This is a genomic window from Ferrimonas sp. YIN67 (assembly GCF_057219095.1).
The window spans coordinates 406,605-425,572 of record NZ_JBXVVJ010000003.1; the positions used below are offsets into that span (position 1 = coordinate 406,605).

The window sequence follows — 18,968 nt, forward strand, 5'->3', positions numbered from 1 at the left end:
ACCGATCGGCCGAGCACTCTCCAGCATTCGGGCCGAAGGCGGCTCCAAGCCAGCCTCGATGCCCCGATGCGACACTCCCTTTTTCGTGTATTACTCAACCGGCCGTTCAGCGGCGCGTCTTTTATATATGGAGTTTTCTGATGCGATACCAACACGGCGTTTGTCTCCTACTCATTAGCCTGCTGCTGGCGGGCTGCCAAAACCGGGTGCCAGAACAACAGGGTGAGATCCAGGGGGCGGTGGGTGCACTAAGGCTCAACCAGATCCGTTACATCACGACTCACAACGCCTATCATCAGCCCCTGTCCCCCCAGGAGGAGCAAGCCTATTACCACACGCTGCTTGCCAGCCTGGGGGAGGAGCAGGCGCTGCGAACGGTGCGCAGATACCAGTACCGTCATTCCACCCTCACAGCCCAATTGGAGATGGGGATCCGCAGCCTGGAGCTGGATCTCCTTTACGATCCCGAAGGAAACCGCTATGGCGTGCCGACACTGCATCAACAACTGGCCCAACAGGGAGAGCCTCTGGCCCAGCCCTATGATCCCGAGGGGAAGTTAAGCCAATCCGGATTCAAGGTGATGCACGATGCCGACACCGACTTTCGCAGCAGCTGCCTGCTACTGAGGGACTGCCTGAGCGAGATCAAGGCCTGGTCCGATGCCCACCCGGATCACCTCCCCCTGGCCCTGCAGTTTGAGGGTAAACCGTGGCGCAGCCCTGACGGTGACCAACACTTTGCTCGTTCCCAGTGGCTGGCGGCCGAGCAAGCGGTGCTGGCCCACTTTCCCCGCTCACAACTGCTGGCCCCACGAGACGTACAGGGCACCTACGACAGCCTCGAACAGGCCATTGCAGCCCAAGGCTGGCCGAGCCTGGGAGAGCTCAAGGGCAAGGTGTTTATCTCCTTGATCTGGCCGGCGCCCAGCATGGCCAGCTACGCCGAGCTGAGCCGGACTCACCCGAACCAGGATCCCCTGTTCTGGGTGTTCAGCGACCTCGACGCCCCCCATGCCTTTACCGGTCTGGTGCGCTACATGCGTGACCATCAGCAAGCGGAGCAATCTCGTGACGCGATCACTCAGGGGCAGCTGCTGCTGGGTGTCGCCGACAGTGGGCTGGTTGAGGTGCGCAGCGGCGACACCGCACGGCGCGAACAGGCGCTGATCCAGGGCGCTCACTTCATCTTTACCGATGCCCCCGTGCCCATCGAGGGTCTGAGTGACTACCAAGTGCGCTTTGATAACCGTCAAGGCTATGTGGACTGCCATCCCCTCACCTTTGAAGGTACCTGCCCGATCCAATAAGCGGGCCAGCCACCAAGGCATACCGGCTTGCGCCGGCTCGGCGGTGAGCGCATCGTTCTCACCGAGCCGGCGCGAGTGGGGCAATCGCAACAAACCGCGACAAACCGCGGCAAAACCATCCCCCTTTCCTCGCCCCCTGCCTCGCCAAATATCGGCCCCCCTGCCCTCTGGCAACGCTGGGGCTCCCACAGGATCCAATGCTCAAAGACACATCGCAGCTTTTGAGGCACCACTTCGCAGCAGATCCGGCAAGGGCAAACGGAGCCCATCACCGTATGGAGCAACATGAGGCAGGGTGAATCGCTGCCACTGAGCGCAACCTAAGCGACCACATCCTGGTTCTGACCGCACCTGTGCATTTCACCTTTCGACTGAGAGCAGAGGCAAAAAAAGCCCCGCCGGAAACCGGCGGGGCTTTGATTCATCAAGCCTCAGCTCAGAAACGATAGGTCAGGCCAACCGCATAGTTGCGGCCGCTGGTAGCCGTGGAGATAGCCCGACCATCGGTCTGCAGGACTATCGCCTCATCCGTCAGGTTGGTGGCTTCAAATGCCAGCTTAACGCGCTCGGTCAGGTTGTAGTGGGCCTTGAAATCCACAAACAGGGTATCGTCATAGCCCACCACCTCGTTACCCGCGCTGCCTGAGCCGATGATGTACTCATCCCGATAGGCGCTGGAGATCCGTGCGCCAAAGTCCTTGGTCTCATAAAACAGGGTAATGTTATTGGACCACTTGGAGAGCCCAGGAGGAGTCACTATGGTGGCGGTGCCGCCAGGATAAATGGTCGCCTCACCGTCGGCATAGGTCAGGTTGACGTTCATACCGGTATTGGCCAGCAGACCCGGCAGGAAATCGAAGATCACCTGACTGGAGAGCTCCACGCCCTGGACATAAGCATCATCGCTGTTCACCGGCTTGGTGATGGTGAAGGTGGTGTCACCATCGTAACGGGGATCCGAGTCCAACAGGTGCAGCGGATAGCCGGTATCCTTATAGGCCATCTGCTCGGTATGGTTGACGATAAAACCTTCCATATCCTTGTAGAACACGGAAGCTGCCAGCGTCACGGAATCGCCATAGTACTCCAGTGCGGCATCAAAGGAGTCCGCCACAAAGGGATCCAGCCCAGGATTACCGGCGACAATGCTGTTGTCGGCCACGGTGATGCTGGCCGCAGCACGAATGCTGCCCAGATCCGGACGAGAGATATTACGGTTGGCCCCGAAGCGCAGCAGCGTCTGCTCATTGAGCTCGAACACCAGGTTCAGGCTGGGCAGGAACTTGCCGTAATCGTTTTCGAAGCGAACATATCCAAGCTCCCCCTCGTTACCGGGAACCTCCCCACTGGAGATCTGCTCGGTCCTGAAATACCGTCCGCCGACGTTACCGCGCACCGGGATGCTGCCCAGCTCGGCCCTCCAGTTGTATTGCAGATAGGTCGCCCAGGTGCCCTCCTCGATCTCATAGGCGGTACCGGGGCGGTTGTGGGAGCTATCCAGCTGGCGACTGATGATCCCGTTGGCTTCCAGGATCTCAAAGATCGCACCGTTGTTGCCGATCACATAATCCTGCTCCATGGGAATGTCGGTCAGCATAAAGAGGTCTTTGACCCGTTCATTGTACGGCTGCAGGCCATCAACCCGATCGCGCCGCTCCCAGCCACTGTTCTCGTACTGCTTGTAATGCACCCCAAAATCGATGCTCTGATCCAGGCCAAACTCGTAGTTGAAGTCCAGCTTGGCCGTGCTGTAGCTGTTGTCGATGGCGTCCTCACGGGCGTCCGCACGGAACAGATGGTACGCGCTGGTGTCGGTCACATCGTAGCCAAAGTCATAGCTTGCCCCCGGACCCCGGCGCCAATCGAAGGTCACATTATGATCGGTGGACTCCAGGAAGATCTTGTCGTGGGTCGGAGAGTGGTACTCCGACTGGGAGTACCCCAGCAGCAGGTTGGCACTGAGACTGTCGGTCAGCCACGCCTTGCTGTTCCATGAGAACTGGCTGAAAGTGGACTCGCTGTAGTTTTTCTGGGACTCGGTGCGCATGTCCATATTTTCAAACTCGGCATAGGCCAGACCGCCACGGCCATCAGTGATCGCATCCACCAACACAGCGTCACCCGGGTTACCACCGGCCAGGGAGTTGGTGCCAGCCATGGCCAACTGATAGTGCACCCGGTCATTGGAGAAGGTGCCGTAGAGGATATCCAGGTCCATCGCCAGGCGATCGCTTGGCTGCCACTGAAAGGCGGCGGTCAGCCCCAGACGCTCTCGCGTGTTGCCCCAGCTGCCGATGTTGCCCCCCTGAGGCACAAACAGCTCTCCGGCAAGCAAGGCGTCACGGATCTCAGGATCCACATCGGGGCCAATATTTTGCTCCTGAAACGGAATGCTGTTCATCCAGCCCCAGACGGCATTGCCCATCTCGACGGTTTCGATCTCGGAGTAGGCCACGGAAAACAGGGCGCCAAAGTCGCCCCACTGATTGGAGATCAAACCAGCCAGACGCGGCCCGGTGTCCTGGGTCAGATCGTTGTACAGGCCCTTGACACTGAGCGCCCCCTGCCAGCCTTCATCGGCATAGTCGAACGGCTTGGCCGTGTAGAGATCCACCGTACCGGCGATCCCCCCTTCGTCCATCTGGGCATCTGTGGTCTTGACCACATCGATTCGATTAAACAGCTCAGAAGCAAACACGCTGAAGTCAAAATCCCGGGTCCGGCTGGCACCACCACGCTGATCATTGCCCGAGTCGGTGGTAAACAGCGCCTCCATGCCGTTGAGGCGGGTCCGGGTAAAGTTCGGTCCGAGACCACGCAGGGAGATCTGTCGACCCTCGCCTGCGTCCCGCGAGATGGAGACGCCGGAGATCCGCTGCAACGACTCCGCCAGGTTCAGATCCGGAAAGTCACCAATATCTTCCGACACTATGCTCTCCTGGGTACCCGCGGCATCACGTTTGAGGGCCTGGCTGTACTTGAGGCTGCTGCGATAGCCCTTGACGCTGATCACTTCGATATTCTCATCCCTCTGCTCGCCGGATCCGGCAAACACAGTCGCACTAAAAGAGGCAGTAACAAGACCGGTAATGGCAGCGGCAACTGCAGCACTCACCTGATTGAGCTTCATGGAACGTCCTTTTCGATTTTTTAATTAAATGGTGCGATCCCGCAATCTCCCTCCAGACTCGAGCGGAGAACCGCCAGCCTAAAACGAAGATGCGAATCGACCTGCACTACCGAACAAGACACCCGTAACAGGAAAAGTTGCGCAGATTGCAACCAAAGGTTCACATATTAACAATCAAGCAAGATTCGGATGCTCAAGCACCTCCCTTTTCCGGTCGGTGCGACGCCAGTGAGCGGGACTCACCTGTGTCCCCCAAACCGCACACGATGGAAAAGAGTCAGCCCGACGGTAAGCCGGGCTGTTCAGAGGGAGGGAAGGGTCTCACTGAGCGCATGCGTTCCCGCACGACACAGGATTGAATGCCGGGCCAGACGCCAGATTGTGCTGCTCAAACAGTCATCCTGTGGGCTTCCTCCTGCCCCCCTTGGCTTTCATCGGCGCTTCACCCGCTGTTCACTCAGATCCGTGAGCGTCCCAGCGGCCATATCGATACGAAAATGATCCGACGCTTCGCCACTGGCAAAGCGCTCCAGAATGGCAAGCAGGCTGGTAAAGCGCTGCTTGAACAGGTCGCCGACCCGCTGATGAGGGGCGACAACCACCTCGGGGGCAATCTCGTGCTGCATAGTGGCCAGCGCCTCCGACAGCAGGCGGTACTGCTGCAGCCGCTCAAACTCGATATCGCGAAACGCCAGTTCATCGGCGTTGCGCAGTCGATAGAAATCCACCGCCAGCGCCATCCCATCCCACTCTTTTAGCGCACTCAGCTCCCAGCCCTGCAACTTGGCCAGCCGGTGGGCCCGGCCAATGGCTGCCGCCCAGTCATTGAGGAAGGCCATCAGTTTGAGATCATCGGCAGCACAGTCGCTGACGCCCAGATCCATGAAGGTCACCACCGCCTGCAGCTCACATAAGGACACATCGGTACGCAGCTGCGACAGGATCAGCATGGAGCGACCATCCAGGCGCATCAGCATCTCCCGCAGCGCCTGTGGCCACTCCTCGGGCAGAAAGCGCAGACGGGTCAGCTCGCGAATGTGCCAATCGGTCAGCTCATAGTAGCTTCGGGCCGACAGGATCCCCCGATCCCAGATCGGCTCACTGCCCGTGGCCAGCAGAAAGTCATGCTCCTGCTCATAGTGCTCAAACAGTTCGTCGAAGCGCGGCACCTGCTCAATCACCACGGTCTCCACCTCCACCTGGCCGCCCGGTGCAAGGGTTAGCAGCTTATAGGCCGGCACATACCCGGCCAGTGACGGCGCCTGGATATTAAACAGGGTGTGTTCACGGCCATGGATCTGATAACGCTTCACCCCGGTATCATTAAAGTGCATATGGCCACCGACGTGGACCGTCAACCCTGTCATCGCCAGGGCACGGCTGGTGTCAGCCTCAGGTTTGCGCTGCAGTTGGAAACTGCCCTCGCCAAACAGATCGGCGATCGTCTCTGAAGCCCCGTCGTAAAAGTCGGTCATGGGGAAGTGGCTAAAGGCGATCACCGTCTTGCCCTGTTCGGAGGCTCGAGCGGTGACATCGGCAATCCAGTCGATCACCTGCAGCTTGTGGCTGAGCATCTTGTTGTAGCCCGCATTGCCTGAGCCATCATAGTCATTGGGATCCCCCTCCCCCCGGCCGTCGGCCTTGGGCAGATAGACATTGGCGTCAATGGCCAGCAGCCAGAGCCCGGGCACCGGCTCCACCAGGTAGCTGGCGTCCGGTACTCGGGAGCAGGCCGAATAGTGAGCCATTCTGTAATCTCCGCCTGTGCCCTCGTGGCAGATCTCATACTGACGGCGCTCAAATGCCGCATCGGCCATGGCCGCCTCGTAACGGTAACCGCCATCGCGCAGGGCGGGATCGCTGTAGGGGGTCTCGAAATAGTGGTATTCGGGCTGAGGATAGAAGCCGTGGGGGCCGAGGATCGCCATGATCTCGGCATAGCCCCACTCCTTGACCTCCTCTGAGCAGAGGGTGGGCAAGCTGCCCGGGCCAGCCAGCTTTGACCACTCCCCGCTGTAGTCCTCGCACTCGGCCACCGCGCCTCGGCTGAAGATCCGCTGAGCCTGGCCGCCCTCCCCCAGGTAATCGGGCTTACCATTGGGGCGGGCAAAAGGGCGGACCGGATCGTGATTGCCCGGCGCGGCAAAGAACACCAGGCCATGCTCGGCGGTGTAACGATCCAGCACCTTGGCCAATCCCCGGAGATGCACCGGCTGACCATCGTCGCTGAAGTCTCCCGGCAGCGCCACATACTTCACCCCGCGCGCCACCACGTCATCCAGCGCCGCCAGCAGGGCAAAGTAGTTCTCATTAAACAGCCGGGTGGAGGTGAGCTGGCTGAGCATGGTCCGTATGGTCGCCCCCTGACCACTGTGGCGATTGGCGAGCCCGGCAAAACTGCCATCGGCAAAGTTGCCATAGACATCGTGAAAGTGGATATCTGGCATAAAAGCCACCTGTACAGATTCCATCAGGGGTGCGGAAACCTGGGCTTTAGGGGCCGGCTCACGGCTGCATTGAACCAGGAAAGCAGCCGCAGCCAAGGGCAGGATATAACGCAGGAACATGAAAACAGCCTCGAGTGAGAAAAGCGAAGAAAGTAATGCAAAAAGCTTTCAAAATAATGACTTGAACATGTCAGTAAGAAAAACCAGGCAGCTTTGCAGGAAAGACGCGACCCTCTCCGCCTCTTACCCTTCCGCTCACCCAGCCCTGATCTGCGACGACGCCAATCCCCTTGCCGGCCTGGAGAGTGAGAGCCCATAAAGGCTCCCATCGGAGTTGGCCACCATTGTCCGCCACGCTCGGACCTGCCATAGTCGACCTGACGAGGGTGTGAACCACAAGGTCACAACCCACGTATAGGAAAAGGATAAATCACACGGAGTGTCCCCCATGAAGCCCTGGTTGACTTTCACCGCCCTGCTGCTCATTCACAGCCCCCTGGCCGCCCAGTGCCCGGACTGGCTCAACACCGAAAAACGTCGACTGCACGCCAAGGAGAATGTCGATCTCTGCAGCCTGACCGAAGGAAAGGCCGTGCTGATCGTCAATACCGCCAGCCACTGTGGCTTTACCCCTCAGTTCAAACAACTGGAGGCCCTGCATCAGGAGTACGGCCCTCAGGGCCTGGTGATCCTCGGCTTCCCCTCTGACGATTTCTTTCAGGAGGCCGACGAGGAAGCCGAGACCGCAGAGATCTGCTACAAAAACTACGGGGTCAGCTTCACCATGCTGACCCCGATCCCGGTGCGCGGCAGCGACGCCGACCCCATCTTTGCCGAATTGGCCCGCCAAGGCGGGGCCCCAAAATGGAACTTCTACAAGTACTTGGTAGACAGCAACGGACAACTGGTGGACTACTGGTCTCCCCGCACCAAGCCCGACGACAAGGCGATCACCCAGGCGATACAACAACAGCTGAAGTAACGTGACTCAGGGCCAGCCGGCACCGCCCTTGCACTCACAGGGAAAAGCCGCTAGCTTCTGTTCAAAATGCGACCGACTAATCAGTCGGTTTCATTATCCTTAAATGGATGCAACCAGAGGAAGCCGCAATGAGTCAGCCCCAACCCAGTGAACTCGCCATAACAACGCCCGTTGCCCCGATCGCGGACGACCTAAGTGCCCTGCTGGCCCGTCAGCGGCAGGCCTTTCGCGATCTCCCCATGCCAACGCTGGCTGAACGCCTGGACAAGCTGGAGCGGTTGCAGCAGGGGCTGGTCAAACACCGGCAGGCTTTGGCCGATGCCCTGAGTGCGGATTTCGGCTATCGCAGCCCGTTCGACTCGGTCATGGCCGATATCCTGCCCTGCCTCAACCAGATAAAGTACACCCGACGCCAGCTTAAGCGCTGGATGAAGCCATCACGTCGCAAAGCGGGTCTGATGCTGGCCCCGGCCAAGGTAGCGGTGCACTATCAGCCGTTAGGGGTGGTCGGCATAGTCGTCCCCTGGAATTTTCCCGTCTACATCGCCCTCTCACCCTTGATCACCGCCTTGGCGGCCGGTAACTGCGCCATGATCAAGATGTCCGAGTTCACTCCCGCCACCAATGCCATCCTCAAATCCATGTTATCTGAGCTGTTTGAAGAGGCGGAAGTCGCGGTCGTCGAGGGGGAAGCGGAGCGCGCCGCCGCTTTTTGTGCCCTGCCATTCGATCACCTGATCTTCACCGGCTCCACCGCCGTTGGCCGCCATGTGTTGCGGGCGGCCGCCGATAACCTGGTGCCCGTGACGCTGGAGTTGGGGGGCAAATCACCGACCCTGATCGCCCCGGATATGGAGATTGAGGACGCCATCGGCCGGATCATCTGGGGCAAAAGCCTGAACGCTGGACAGATCTGCGTAGCACCGGATTACATCCTGCTGCCCGAAGGCAAACAGGATGCCTTCATCCAGGCCTATCGCGACCGGTTTGCCCGCCTCTACCCGGACGGACTGGCCAGCCCGGACTACAGCTCGGTGATCAACACTCGTCAATACCAGCGACTGCTCGACACCCTGGAAGATGCCCGGGCTCAGGGCGCAAGGATCACCCCTGTGTGCACAAGGGCCCAGGATGATGACAATCACCGCCTGGCACCGCACCTGTTAACGAACGTTCACGACGGCATGCGCGTCATGCAGGAGGAGATCTTCGGCCCCCTGCTGCCCATAGTGACCTATACACACATCGACGAGGCCCTGGCCTATATCCAGGCACGGCCTCGGCCCCTGGCGCTCTACCTGATGAGCTTCGATCAGGCGCTGCAACAGCGGGTCCTGACGCAAACCCATGCCGGTGGCGTCACTTTCAACGATACCCTGGTCCATGTGGCAGCAGAAGATGCCCCCTTCGGTGGAATAGGCCCGTCGGGAATGGGCCACTACCATGGCTTCGAAGGGTTCCAGACCTTCTCCAAGGCCAAAACCGTCGTCAGCCGGGGGAAATTCAACGCCGGTGCCCTGGTGCATCCCCCCTATAACACCTGGCTGCACCGCCTGCTGGTGAAACTCCTGGTGCGCTGACAAGCATGGCCAGCAAGAAACAACGGATCCTGGACACGGCCCTGCTGTTGTTCGTACAGCAGGGGATCGAAGCCACCGCCACCGCGCAGATCGCCCGAACCGCCGGGGTGGCGACCGGCACCCTGTTTCACCACTTCCCCAGCAAGGCGGTGCTGGTCGAGCAACTGCATCGCGAGATCAAAATCCAGTTGGCAGACACCATGGCAGAGGCATTGGCACTGAGCCCGGCTGCCCCATTGCAACTCCAGGCCCGCCAGGTCTGGCAACGAGCGCTTGACTGGGCACTGGCCCATCCCCAGGCCCTGCAATTTGTCGGACAGCTCTACCACAGCCCGGCGCAGGATCCCGCCCTGCCGAGGCAGACCATGGCCGAGATACTGGGCTTCATTCCCCGCCTGTTGATACAGGGCCAGCAGGCAGGCCAGATCAGTCCCATGCCGATAGATCTGCTCCTGGCCCTGTGTCAGAGCCATTTTCTCAGCGCCGCGACGTTTTTTATCCAGGCACCGGACAAGGCCGAACTGGCCGATTATCGCGATGCCGCCTTCGACAGCCTGTGGCGCCTCCTGAGCCCCTGAATCGGCCACTGAAGAGGGGTCCATCTCGATCCCATATGTATAAATTACTGCTTTAAATACATCGATGTAACGGTCGATCAAAATCACATAAAATCGGGTATTCTGGGCGGCTCTTTAGGGAATTGAGAGTCGCTGTCCATGAACCAGTTATCGCTGCACAAAGATAAAATCAACGTTCTGCTGCTGGAGGGGGTCCACCCCCGTGCCCGTGAAGTGTTCGTCAACGCTGGCTACAACAACGTTGAGGTATTGACTGGCTCGCTGTCTCAGGAGGAGTTGAAGGAGAAGCTACGCAACGTCCACTTCGTCGGGATCCGTTCCCGTACCCAGTTGACCGAAGAGGTGTTGGCCGGAGCCCAGAAACTGGCCGGGATCGGCTGTTTCTGTATTGGCACCAACCAGGTGGATCTCAACACCGCTGAACTGGCGGGCATCCCCGTATTTAACGCCCCCTTCTCCAACACCCGCTCCGTGGCTGAACTGGTACTGGGTGAGATCCTGCTGCTGCTGCGCGGGATCCCGGAAAAGAATGCCCTGGCCCACCGGGGTGTCTGGAAGAAATCCGCTTCCGCCAGCTATGAGGCCCGCGGCAAGGTGCTGGGGATCATCGGCTACGGCCACATCGGCACCCAGTTGGGGGTCCTGGCAGAAAGCCTGGGAATGCGCGTGGTCTTCTATGATATTGAAAACAAGCTGCCTCTGGGCAACGCCCAGCAGATCAATACCCTGGAAGCCTTGCTGGGTCAGGCCGACATCGTCAGCCTGCACGTACCGGAAACCCCGGATACCAAGAACATGCTCGCTGGCCCCCAGTTGTCCGCCATGCGCGATGGCAGCATCCTGATCAACGCCTCCCGGGGTACCGTGGTGGAGATCCCTTCCCTGTGCGAGGTGCTGGCCAATGGCAAGCTGGCCGGTGCCGCCATCGATGTGTTCCCGGAAGAACCCAAGTCCAACAACGAGGAGTTCTTCAGCCCGCTGCGGGAGTTTGACAATGTCCTGCTGACCCCCCACGTCGGCGGTTCGACTCAGGAAGCCCAGGAAAACATCGGCATCGAAGTGGCCTCCAAGCTGGTCAAGTACTCCGACAACGGTTCCACCCTGTCGGCGGTGAACTTCCCAGAGGTATCCCTGCCCCTGCACCGGGATTGCTCCCGCCTGCTGCACATCCACCGCAACGTGCCCGGCGTGCTGAACCAGATCAACCAGGCGTTTGCCGCCAAGGGGATCAACATCAGCGGCCAGTACCTGCAGACCACTGCCCAGATCGGCTATGTGGTGATGGACGTGGAAACCGAGTACGCCGAGGAAGCGCTGGCGGAGATGAAGCAGATCCCGGGCACCATCCGTGCCCGCACCCTGCACGGCTAAACCGGCTCGCTTGGTAACAACAAAGCCCTCCAGATGGAGGGCTTTTTGTTTTTATGCTTTCCAACCTCGGTACCCGGATAAAGCCTGGGTTCTAGGGAATCGCCTAGGTCCTAGGAAAGCGCCTGGGTTCTAGGAAAGAGCCTAGGTTCTAGGAAAGAGCCTAGGTTCTAGGAAAGAGCCTAGGCTCTAGGAAAGAGCCTGTGCCTTGATGCTCTACCTAGTACCCAGTACCCAGTACCCAGTACCCAGTACCTAGCACCTAGTACCTAGCACCTAGCACCTGCTCTTCCTAGTATCCAGCACCCAGCACCTAGAACCTAGAACCTAGAACCTAGAACCTAGAACCTGCCCTTACTAGCACCTGGTACCTGGCACCTCAGAACTTGTAACCCACAGAGACCATGTAGACCCAGGGATCGATGTCGGTCTTGATCGATTGCTGAGCCCCACCGAGCTTAAAATTCACATCGGTACCGATATCCAGGTACCAGACCGAGGCGTTCACCAGCCAGCTGTCATTCAGCTGGTAGTCCAGCCCGGCGTGGGCGGCAAAGCCAAAAGAGGTGTCCAGATCCAGATCGGTCAAGGCTCCCCCCAGATCATTAGTGAACTTCTCATCGAAGAAGAGCGTCATATTGACCCCGGCGCCGACATAGGGGCGCAGGGCGCTGTTGCTGCTGCCGAAGTAGTACTGGGCCATCAGGGTGGGCGGCAGGTGTTTGAGCTTGGCAATATTCCCCAGTCCCGGCAGGCTCACCTTATGGCTGAACGGGGTGGCTGCCAGCAATTCCACACCAAAGTTATCCGTGTACATATAGGCAAAGTTGAGTCCCAGCTGGGTATTGTTATCCACCCCAAACTCCCCGTTACCGGCCACATCTTGGGAGCTTTCATCGGGAGCCACGGTGGCCGAGCCGGCGCGGACAATGATATCTCCGGCCTGGTGGGCCAGGGCGGGCAGGGTAACGGCAGCCAGGATGGCGGCAGACAGCAGACGCAGTTTCATATCTTCACTCCATGAATCGGGCGCATCACATGACGCAGCACATTAAATACGCCCCTACCCTATTCTCCATAGCGACTTCAACTATTGATTAAGAACAAGTTTTTGCGACGAGCATCACGCCAAAGGGGATTTACCTGAGGCAGATCAAATTTTATCCTTGCAGGGACCCTAAGGAGGGGCTTATGAAGAATGCACAACTGCAGGGACTGACCTTGTCACGCTTTGTCGCCGGCTACTGGCGCCTGATGGAGTGGGGGATGACCCCCCAGCAGCGACTGGCCTTTATCGAGGGACACCTGGAGCTGGGGATCAGCAGCTGCGATCATGCCGACATCTACGGTGATCACCAGTGTGAAGCCGCCTTTGGCGAGGCATTGAGACTCAAGCCCGGGCTGCGCCACCAGTTGCAGCTGATCAGCAAATGCGGGATCTGCCTGCCTGGCAGTCAAGGGTACGATCTGCCCCACTACAACACCAGCGGCGGCCATATCCTGAACCAGGTCGAGCAAAGCCTGAGTCAGTTGGGGACCGATTACCTGGATCTCTTGCTGATCCATCGGCCCGATCCCCTGATGAATGCCGACGAAGTCGCCCAGACGTTCGAGCGCCTGCACCGTGATGGCAAGGTGCGTCACTTCGGTGTGTCCAACTTTACCCCGTCCCAGTTTCAGCTGCTGCAGTCACGCTTGAGCCTGCCGCTTGTCACCAACCAGATCGAGATCTCCCCGCTGCAGATGCACCCCCTGCACGACGGCACTCTGGATCATCTGCAACAGCATAGGATCCGCCCAATGGCCTGGTCCTGTCTGGGTGGCGGCCGACTGTTCAGTCCAGCGGATCCCCTGGCGCGACGGATCCGCCAGGAGTTGCAACAGATCGCCGGTGAGATTGGGGCCGCTGGCATCGACCAGGTGCTCTACGCCTGGCTGCTGGCCCTGCCCTGTGAGCCACTGCCGATCCTCGGCAGCGGTAAACTCGAGCGCCTGGCCCAGGCCGTTCAATCCTGTCAGTTAAGCCTCACCCGGGAGCAGTGGTTCCGGATCTGGGTCGCCGCCAGCGGCCATGATGTACCTTGAACCTGACGGTTAGCTGACAGCTGACAGTCGTTAGCCAGATAAAACAAAGCCCCCGAGTACGAGGGCTTTGTTGCTTTCGGGCTTTGGCTTTTGCTCTGGCTCTTAGCTAGTAACTCATCGCTAAAAACTAAAAACTGCTCTCAATCCACCGCTTCCACCAATACCGTGGTGTTGAATACGCCGTTGTTGATCACCGGGAACGGTCGCTGGGTTCGCAGCAGGGTCGCGTTATTGATCCGTACCGCCGCCCAGACGACATAATTGGCCCTGGGATCCACCCTCTCCTGAGGAATGGCGAAGAAGAAGGGCACCGGTAACTTGGCCACTTCGTAATCTCTTTGCTCCAGGATCACCCCGGGATTATCGGCATCGATCACCGCCACCAGGATGCTGGAGTTGGCCGGCAGCAGGCTCGCCTCCTTGAAGGTCACCACACCGCTGACGCGGACATATTGCTCCCTGGGCTCCTCGACCGTGACGCAGGCGCTGATCATCGCCGCCATCACCCCCAGCAGGGCCAAACGGGCGACAACAATAACCTTTTGCATATTCTTATCCTTCCAGTCTTGTTGCCACCTGTTATATCAACTGCTTGAAAGGGCGACAAGCCCGGCTCTCTTTAGCTGAGATCTCGCCCACTCCTTGCCACGGCTGTTTTACTGAGCTTCAGCCGGCTGACCCTGCCAATTCAGGCCAGCCAGGTACTCTCGGGTGTCGGCAATGATCTCTTTACGCAACAGCAGCAGGGCAATCAGGTTCGGCACCGCCATCAGGCCGTTGACCACGTCGGCCAGCAACCAGATCATATCCAGGTGCAGCAGCCCCCCCATCGCCACCAGGGCAACGAAGACCCAGCGGTAGGGCTTACGCCCCTTTTCACCGGCCAGGAACAACACGGCACGCTCACCGTAGTAGCACCAACCCAGGATAGTGGTAAAGGCAAAGAACAACAGGGCAATGGTCACCACCTTCTCGCCAATAAAGGCGGACAGGCCACTGGCAAAGGCGGAGGAGGTCATGGCCGCACCTGCGGCTTCCCCCTGCCAGGCGCCGGTGAGCACCAACGCCAGGCCGGTCAGGGTACAGATGATCAGGGTATCGAAGAAGGGACCGGTCATGGACACCAATCCCTGCTCCACCGGCGACTTGGTCTTCGCCGCAGCCGCCGCCATGGGAGCACTCCCCAGGCCCGCCTCGTTGGAGAAGACGCCGCGGGCGATCCCCATCTGAATGGCGTACATCACGGTTGCACCGGCAAAACCACCCCCGGCGGCCACCGGGTTAAAGGCGCTTTCCAGGATCAGGGCAAACGCCGCCGGAACGGCACTGAAGTTCAGGCCTACCAGGGCCAGACACGCCAGCACATAACCGATGGCCATGGTGGGAACCAGGGCACTGGCTACCTTGGCAATGCGTTTCACACCACCGATGATCACCGCACCGACCAGCAGAGTCAGCACCACCATGGTGAGGTTACGGGGTACCGAGAAGGCAATCTCGGCGCCATCGACGATGGCGTTCACCTGGGGGAAGGTGCCGATCCCGAAGAAGGCCACCATCAGGGCAAACACGGCGAAGATCTTGGCCAGCCACATCTGGCCTGTACCCTTGGCGATGTAGTACATGGGGCCACCGACCTTTTCGCCACGCTCATCGGTTTCCCGGTATTTCACCGCCAGCATACACTCGGCGTACTTGGTGGCCATGCCAAACAGGCCCGCCATCCACATCCAGAACAGGGCACCGGGGCCACCCAGCTTCACAGCCGTGGCGACACCGACGATATTCCCGGTACCTATGGTGGCGGCCAGGGCCGTACACAGGGCCGCGAAGCGACTCACATCACCCTGGGCATCGTCTTTGCGAAACATCAGTTTGAGGGCCAACGGCAACTTGAGTAACTGGATCAACCCGAGGCGGGCGGTGAAATAGATCCCGGTGCCGACCAGGAGTATGAGTACCGGCGGTCCCCAGACCCAGGAGCTTAGGGTATTAAGAATGGATTCAATGGCTTGCATAATGCGTTTCCCTCAAGTGTGACAACATAACAACACAAAGAGGAGAAACCATGATGGACCAGGCCGACGGGGATCCCGCCTGCGCCTGCGGTTAAAGCAGCAGTGCAGCAACGGCCAGCACCGACGTCGTAATGAGCGCCGGCCGTCTGTCACCTCTGTCCTTTTGCCTGAGCGTTTCACGCCGTTCACGGGGAACGGCACTTGCGCCTTCGGCGTCCAAATCAATGGATCTCTCCAGAGGCTCGTCCAGTATCAGTCCTCGTCAGCCTAGGCTGACACCTGAAAGATTTACTTCTTCGGTGGGCGTAACGTCATTCGACGCCGTGCCTCTCTCCTGATACCTTCATCCGAGTTTCTTAGGCCTCAACCTAAGAGCCGAAAATACTAACAAAAAAAACGATGCTCTAACGCACCGTTTTCCGTTCCAGTTCACACTTCGGTAACCCAGTCAGTTGCGATAGCGGATCAACCCCTCCTGCTGCGCACTGGCGACCAGGTCTCCCTGCTGATTAAAAAACTGGCCTCGGACCAATCCGCGGGCATTGACCGTCGTGGGGCAGTCGATCTGAAACAGCAGCCAGTCATCGAAACGGAATGGCCTGTGGTACCACATGGCATGGTCGATGGTTGCCAGCTTAAGTCCGGGCGTGAAAGGGGTCATGCCGTGGGGCTTGCAGGCCGTAGCCAGGAAGTTCAGATCCGAAGCATAAGCCATCAGGCAACGATGGATATGCGGCTCGTCCGGCAAGGGCTGATTCGCTCGCATCCAGACCTGGCGTACCGGCTTGGTGTCTCGACCCATCTGGCGTGGATCCTCCACCACCCGAACCTCGATGGCCAGGTTCTCCAGAAATTTTTCCACCAGACTCGGCGGCAACTTGTCCCGCATCATCTCGGTCAGCTCCTGCTGGCTGGGGTAGACCAGGGGATCCGGTGCCTGCGGCATCGCCGTTTGATAGTCCAGGCCAGGTTCCGGTGCCTGAAAGGAGGCCGTCATAAAGAAGATGGGGCGACCGTGCTGGATCGCACTCACTCGACGAGCACTGAAGCTGCCCCCGTCACGCAGGTTCTCGACATCATAGATCACCGGCAACGACAGATCGCCGGGACGCAGGAAATAGGAGTGAAAAGAGTGCACATCCCGCCCCTGGGGAACCGTTCCCTGAGCCGCTGACAGCGCCTGCCCCAACACCTGACCACCAAACAGATGGCCGAACCCCAGATCCTGGCTTTCGCCCCGGTACAGATCATCATCCAGGCGCTCCAGGGTCAGCAGATTGACCAGGCGCTGTAACACTTCAGACATGCATACACTTCCAAAAAAACGTGAGAACGCCATACGCTAACGCCCTCTGAGTTGAATTGCCAGCCCTGAGCTCGCTGTCAATGGCGTTGCCGCCCCAGGGAGCGGACAATCAGTTGCAGGCGGGCACGGAAGCTTGGAAAGGTTCTCGACTTGGGCATCTGTTTCAAGCGCTTCCATTCCTGCACATAGCGCTCTGGTCGTAGCTGCGACATGGGCAGGTACAGCCCCTCAGTTTCCTGCATGGAAGCCAGGGATACATGCCCACCGCCCGCCAAGACGATCTCCCCATTCGGGGCCTGCTCCGACAACAGCCACAGCAAGGGGGGAACAATGAGATCCGGGGTCATCTCATCACTGCCTTCGGGCAGGGTAAAGTTGCGCGTCAACCGACTGTAGCAGGAGGGACACAAGGCATTGACCCGGATCCCATCCTGCTCACAGGTACGGGAAAGGCTCTGCATCAGGCCCAGGTTGGCATTATTGGCCGCGGTATAACCGATCAGCCGTTCATCCCCGTAGAGGGAGGAGAACGCCGAGGTGATCAGCACCCGACCACTGCCCTGCTTCTGCATCTGTGGCCAGACCGCCTGAACGGTTTCCAGGGTGGCAAAGTGGACCAGCTCCATCTGCAGGCGATAATCCTCACTGCTTGAACCCAGGCCATCCTGCTCCAATAGCGTTCCGGCATTGCACACCAGGCCATCGATACGGCCAAACTGCGTAACGGTTTGCGTGATCAGGCGCTCCAACTCGGTCCGATCCCGCACATCCAGGCAGTGACCAATAGCCTCGCCCCCCATATCCTCAATCAAGTCGACCACATCGTGGACAAACGTCGGATCCCGCCCCTCACCGCGCCGATCGCAACCAAGATCCACCGCCACGATACGGGCCCCCCGGGCGGCCAATGCCAAGGCATAGGCACGCCCCAGTCCCCTTCCCGCTCCGGTGATCAGAATGACTCGATCTGAGAATTTGAGCATCCCTGCCCCCTAACAGTTTTTGACTTGTTTGCAACCTTCTCTCAACAGGGCGAAATTTACTGTGATCTATCAACAAAAACAATGCATTCAATAGCGATTTCGGCGTGACAAGGATCCCCCTCCCCGGCGAGCAAAAACGGGTACAATATGCCCATTGATGAGCCATTCCAAACAGGATCCCCCTGTCTCCACCATGAAAATGAACTACTGGATCATGGCGATCCGCCCTCGAACCCTGCCCGCCGCCATCGGTCCACTGCTGCTGGGCAATGTGCTGGCCCATGCCCATGGCACCTTCACCTGGGCCATTGCGGCCAGCTCCATGCTGTGTGCCATCCTGCTGCAGATCGGGGTCAACCTGGCCAATGACTATTTCGATTTCAAAAGTGGCGTCGATACCGATCAGCGCCTAGGGCCTACCCGAGTCACCCAATCCGGCCTGCTCAGCCCCACCGAGGTACGCAATGCCATGATTGGCTCGCTGTTCGCGGCGGTATTGGCGGGCCTGTACCTGATCGTCGTCGGCGGCTGGCCAGTGGCAGCCATGGCGGTGTTCGCCGTCACCGGTGCCCTGTGCTACTCAGGGGGTCCCTACCCCATGGCCTCCCACGGCCTGGGTGAGATCGCCGCCTTCATCTTCTTTGGCCTGCTGGCCGTGGTCGGGGTCTACTACATCCAGGTGGGTGAGGCGGCCCCGACAGCCTGGCTACTGGCCAGCACCGTTGGCCTGTTCAATGCCGCCATCATGCTGGTCAATAACACTCGGGATATTCGCACCGACGAAGAGGCTGGCAAGCATACCCTGGCGGTTCGCATCGGCCAGGAGCGGTGCCGTCGGCTGTACCGGGCGTTGGTGATGCTGCCCTACCCCGTATTGATGCTGATGTGGCTGCTCGGCCCCCTGCCTGGTGTGGTGATCCTGCTGGCCGGCTGCTCCTTCCCCATGGCCAGGATCCTGGCGGCAGAGTTTGCCCAAACCGAGGGAGCCGCCCTCAACCCCCTGCTGGGTAGCACCGCCAAACTCACCCTGCTCTACAGTGTCCTGATCTCCCTCGGCCTACTCATCGCCGAGTTAGGCTAGTCATTAATCAGGCCCACAAAAAACACCGCACCCTGAAGAAGGTTGCGGTGTTTTTTTATTGGGCTCAGAGCCTAAATCATCGTGCCGAACTGTGTGACACCCG

Annotated in this window: 14 protein-coding genes and 2 riboswitches; of the genes, 7 read left to right on the plus strand and 7 right to left on the minus strand. The window is 59.3% G+C overall.

Going from position 1 to position 18,968, the window contains the following annotated elements; translation table 11 throughout:
- Positions 1-140 precede the first annotated feature (140 nt).
- Positions 141-1,307 carry a Ca2+-dependent phosphoinositide-specific phospholipase C gene (locus AC2D8U_RS09015; protein ID WP_484618707.1) on the plus strand — a complete coding sequence of 389 codons (1,167 nt, stop codon included), beginning with the start codon at positions 141-143 and terminating at the stop codon, positions 1,305-1,307.
- A gap of 436 nt (positions 1,308-1,743) precedes the next feature.
- Here the strand turns inward: AC2D8U_RS09015 and AC2D8U_RS09020 are convergent, their stop codons facing one another.
- Complete coding sequence (locus AC2D8U_RS09020) at positions 1,744-4,437, minus strand: TonB-dependent receptor (protein ID WP_484618708.1); 2,694 nt, start codon at positions 4,435-4,437, stop codon at positions 1,744-1,746.
- A 431-nt stretch (positions 4,438-4,868) separates the two neighbouring features.
- Positions 4,869-7,004 (minus strand): metallophosphoesterase, encoded by a 2,136-nt coding sequence (locus AC2D8U_RS09025; protein WP_484618709.1) that lies wholly within the window; start codon positions 7,002-7,004, stop codon positions 4,869-4,871.
- A 328-nt stretch (positions 7,005-7,332) separates the two neighbouring features.
- Between AC2D8U_RS09025 and AC2D8U_RS09030 the strand changes: the two genes are divergently transcribed.
- From AC2D8U_RS09030 to serA, 4 genes are all read left to right on the plus strand, one after another.
- Positions 7,333-7,866 carry a glutathione peroxidase gene (locus tag AC2D8U_RS09030; RefSeq protein WP_484618710.1) on the plus strand — a complete coding sequence of 178 codons (534 nt, stop codon included), beginning with the start codon at positions 7,333-7,335 and terminating at the stop codon, positions 7,864-7,866.
- 128 nt (positions 7,867-7,994) lie between these two features.
- A complete protein-coding gene (locus AC2D8U_RS09035; RefSeq protein WP_484618711.1) occupies positions 7,995-9,446 on the plus strand; it encodes a coniferyl aldehyde dehydrogenase in 1,452 nt (483 codons plus the stop codon).
- A 5-nt stretch (positions 9,447-9,451) separates the two neighbouring features.
- Positions 9,452-10,024 carry a TetR/AcrR family transcriptional regulator gene (locus tag AC2D8U_RS09040; protein ID WP_484618712.1) on the plus strand — a complete coding sequence of 191 codons (573 nt, stop codon included), beginning with the start codon at positions 9,452-9,454 and terminating at the stop codon, positions 10,022-10,024.
- 138 nt (positions 10,025-10,162) lie between these two features.
- Positions 10,163-11,395, plus strand: coding sequence for a phosphoglycerate dehydrogenase (gene serA / locus AC2D8U_RS09045; protein WP_484618713.1), 1,233 nt, complete (start codon positions 10,163-10,165; stop codon positions 11,393-11,395).
- Between the two features lie 376 nt (positions 11,396-11,771).
- Here serA and ompW read toward each other — a convergent pair whose 3' ends face one another.
- A complete protein-coding gene (gene ompW / locus AC2D8U_RS09050) occupies positions 11,772-12,401 on the minus strand; it encodes an outer membrane protein OmpW (RefSeq protein WP_484618714.1) in 630 nt (209 codons plus the stop codon).
- Positions 12,402-12,583: 182 nt separating this feature from the next.
- On the opposite strand from ompW, the gene AC2D8U_RS09055 reads away from it, so the two are divergent.
- Positions 12,584-13,477 carry an aldo/keto reductase gene (locus tag AC2D8U_RS09055; RefSeq protein WP_484618715.1) on the plus strand — a complete coding sequence of 298 codons (894 nt, stop codon included), beginning with the start codon at positions 12,584-12,586 and terminating at the stop codon, positions 13,475-13,477.
- Between the two features lie 140 nt (positions 13,478-13,617).
- On the opposite strand, the gene AC2D8U_RS09060 is transcribed toward AC2D8U_RS09055, so the two are convergent.
- The 4 genes from AC2D8U_RS09060 to AC2D8U_RS09075 all read right to left on the minus strand — a co-directional run bounded on the left by AC2D8U_RS09060 (position 13,618) and on the right by AC2D8U_RS09075 (position 17,784).
- Positions 13,618-14,025 (minus strand): YbaY family lipoprotein, encoded by a 408-nt coding sequence (locus AC2D8U_RS09060; protein WP_484618716.1) that lies wholly within the window; start codon positions 14,023-14,025, stop codon positions 13,618-13,620.
- Between the two features lie 108 nt (positions 14,026-14,133).
- Positions 14,134-15,495: an alanine/glycine:cation symporter family protein gene (locus AC2D8U_RS09065; protein ID WP_484618717.1), complete on the minus strand. Its 1,362-nt coding sequence runs from the start codon at positions 15,493-15,495 to the stop codon at positions 14,134-14,136.
- Between the two features lie 152 nt (positions 15,496-15,647).
- Positions 15,648-15,736, minus strand: a riboswitch (glycine riboswitch).
- Between the two features lie 2 nt (positions 15,737-15,738).
- Positions 15,739-15,842, minus strand: a riboswitch (glycine riboswitch).
- A 101-nt stretch (positions 15,843-15,943) separates the two neighbouring features.
- Positions 15,944-16,801 (minus strand): acyl-CoA thioesterase domain-containing protein, encoded by an 858-nt coding sequence (locus AC2D8U_RS09070; protein ID WP_484618718.1) that lies wholly within the window; start codon positions 16,799-16,801, stop codon positions 15,944-15,946.
- A 77-nt stretch (positions 16,802-16,878) separates the two neighbouring features.
- Positions 16,879-17,784: an SDR family NAD(P)-dependent oxidoreductase gene (locus AC2D8U_RS09075; RefSeq protein WP_484618719.1), complete on the minus strand. Its 906-nt coding sequence runs from the start codon at positions 17,782-17,784 to the stop codon at positions 16,879-16,881.
- Between the two features lie 199 nt (positions 17,785-17,983).
- On the opposite strand from AC2D8U_RS09075, the gene AC2D8U_RS09080 reads away from it, so the two are divergent.
- Entirely contained in the window at positions 17,984-18,865 is an 882-nt protein-coding gene (locus tag AC2D8U_RS09080) for a 1,4-dihydroxy-2-naphthoate polyprenyltransferase (protein ID WP_484618995.1), read from the plus strand.
- Positions 18,866-18,968: the final 103 nt, after the last annotated feature.

What these genes read in the sequence shown, in the direction of transcription:
- AC2D8U_RS09015 (WP_484618707.1), top strand. Translation starts at nt 141, where the DNA reads ATGCGATACCAACACGGCGTTTGTCTCCTACTCATTAGCCTGCTGCTG.
- AC2D8U_RS09020 (WP_484618708.1), bottom strand. Translation starts at nt 4,437, where the DNA reads ATGAAGCTCAATCAGGTGAGTGCTGCAGTTGCCGCTGCCATTACCGGT.
- AC2D8U_RS09025 (WP_484618709.1), bottom strand. Translation starts at nt 7,004, where the DNA reads ATGTTCCTGCGTTATATCCTGCCCTTGGCTGCGGCTGCTTTCCTGGTT.
- AC2D8U_RS09030 (WP_484618710.1), top strand. Translation starts at nt 7,333, where the DNA reads ATGAAGCCCTGGTTGACTTTCACCGCCCTGCTGCTCATTCACAGCCCC.
- AC2D8U_RS09035 (WP_484618711.1), top strand. Translation starts at nt 7,995, where the DNA reads ATGAGTCAGCCCCAACCCAGTGAACTCGCCATAACAACGCCCGTTGCC.
- AC2D8U_RS09040 (WP_484618712.1), top strand. Translation starts at nt 9,452, where the DNA reads ATGGCCAGCAAGAAACAACGGATCCTGGACACGGCCCTGCTGTTGTTC.
- serA (WP_484618713.1), top strand. Translation starts at nt 10,163, where the DNA reads ATGAACCAGTTATCGCTGCACAAAGATAAAATCAACGTTCTGCTGCTG.
- ompW (WP_484618714.1), bottom strand. Translation starts at nt 12,401, where the DNA reads ATGAAACTGCGTCTGCTGTCTGCCGCCATCCTGGCTGCCGTTACCCTG.
- AC2D8U_RS09055 (WP_484618715.1), top strand. Translation starts at nt 12,584, where the DNA reads ATGAAGAATGCACAACTGCAGGGACTGACCTTGTCACGCTTTGTCGCC.
- AC2D8U_RS09060 (WP_484618716.1), bottom strand. Translation starts at nt 14,025, where the DNA reads ATGCAAAAGGTTATTGTTGTCGCCCGTTTGGCCCTGCTGGGGGTGATG.
- AC2D8U_RS09065 (WP_484618717.1), bottom strand. Translation starts at nt 15,495, where the DNA reads ATGCAAGCCATTGAATCCATTCTTAATACCCTAAGCTCCTGGGTCTGG.
- AC2D8U_RS09070 (WP_484618718.1), bottom strand. Translation starts at nt 16,801, where the DNA reads ATGTCTGAAGTGTTACAGCGCCTGGTCAATCTGCTGACCCTGGAGCGC.
- AC2D8U_RS09075 (WP_484618719.1), bottom strand. Translation starts at nt 17,784, where the DNA reads ATGCTCAAATTCTCAGATCGAGTCATTCTGATCACCGGAGCGGGAAGG.
- AC2D8U_RS09080 (WP_484618995.1), top strand. Translation starts at nt 17,984, where the DNA reads ATGAACTACTGGATCATGGCGATCCGCCCTCGAACCCTGCCCGCCGCC.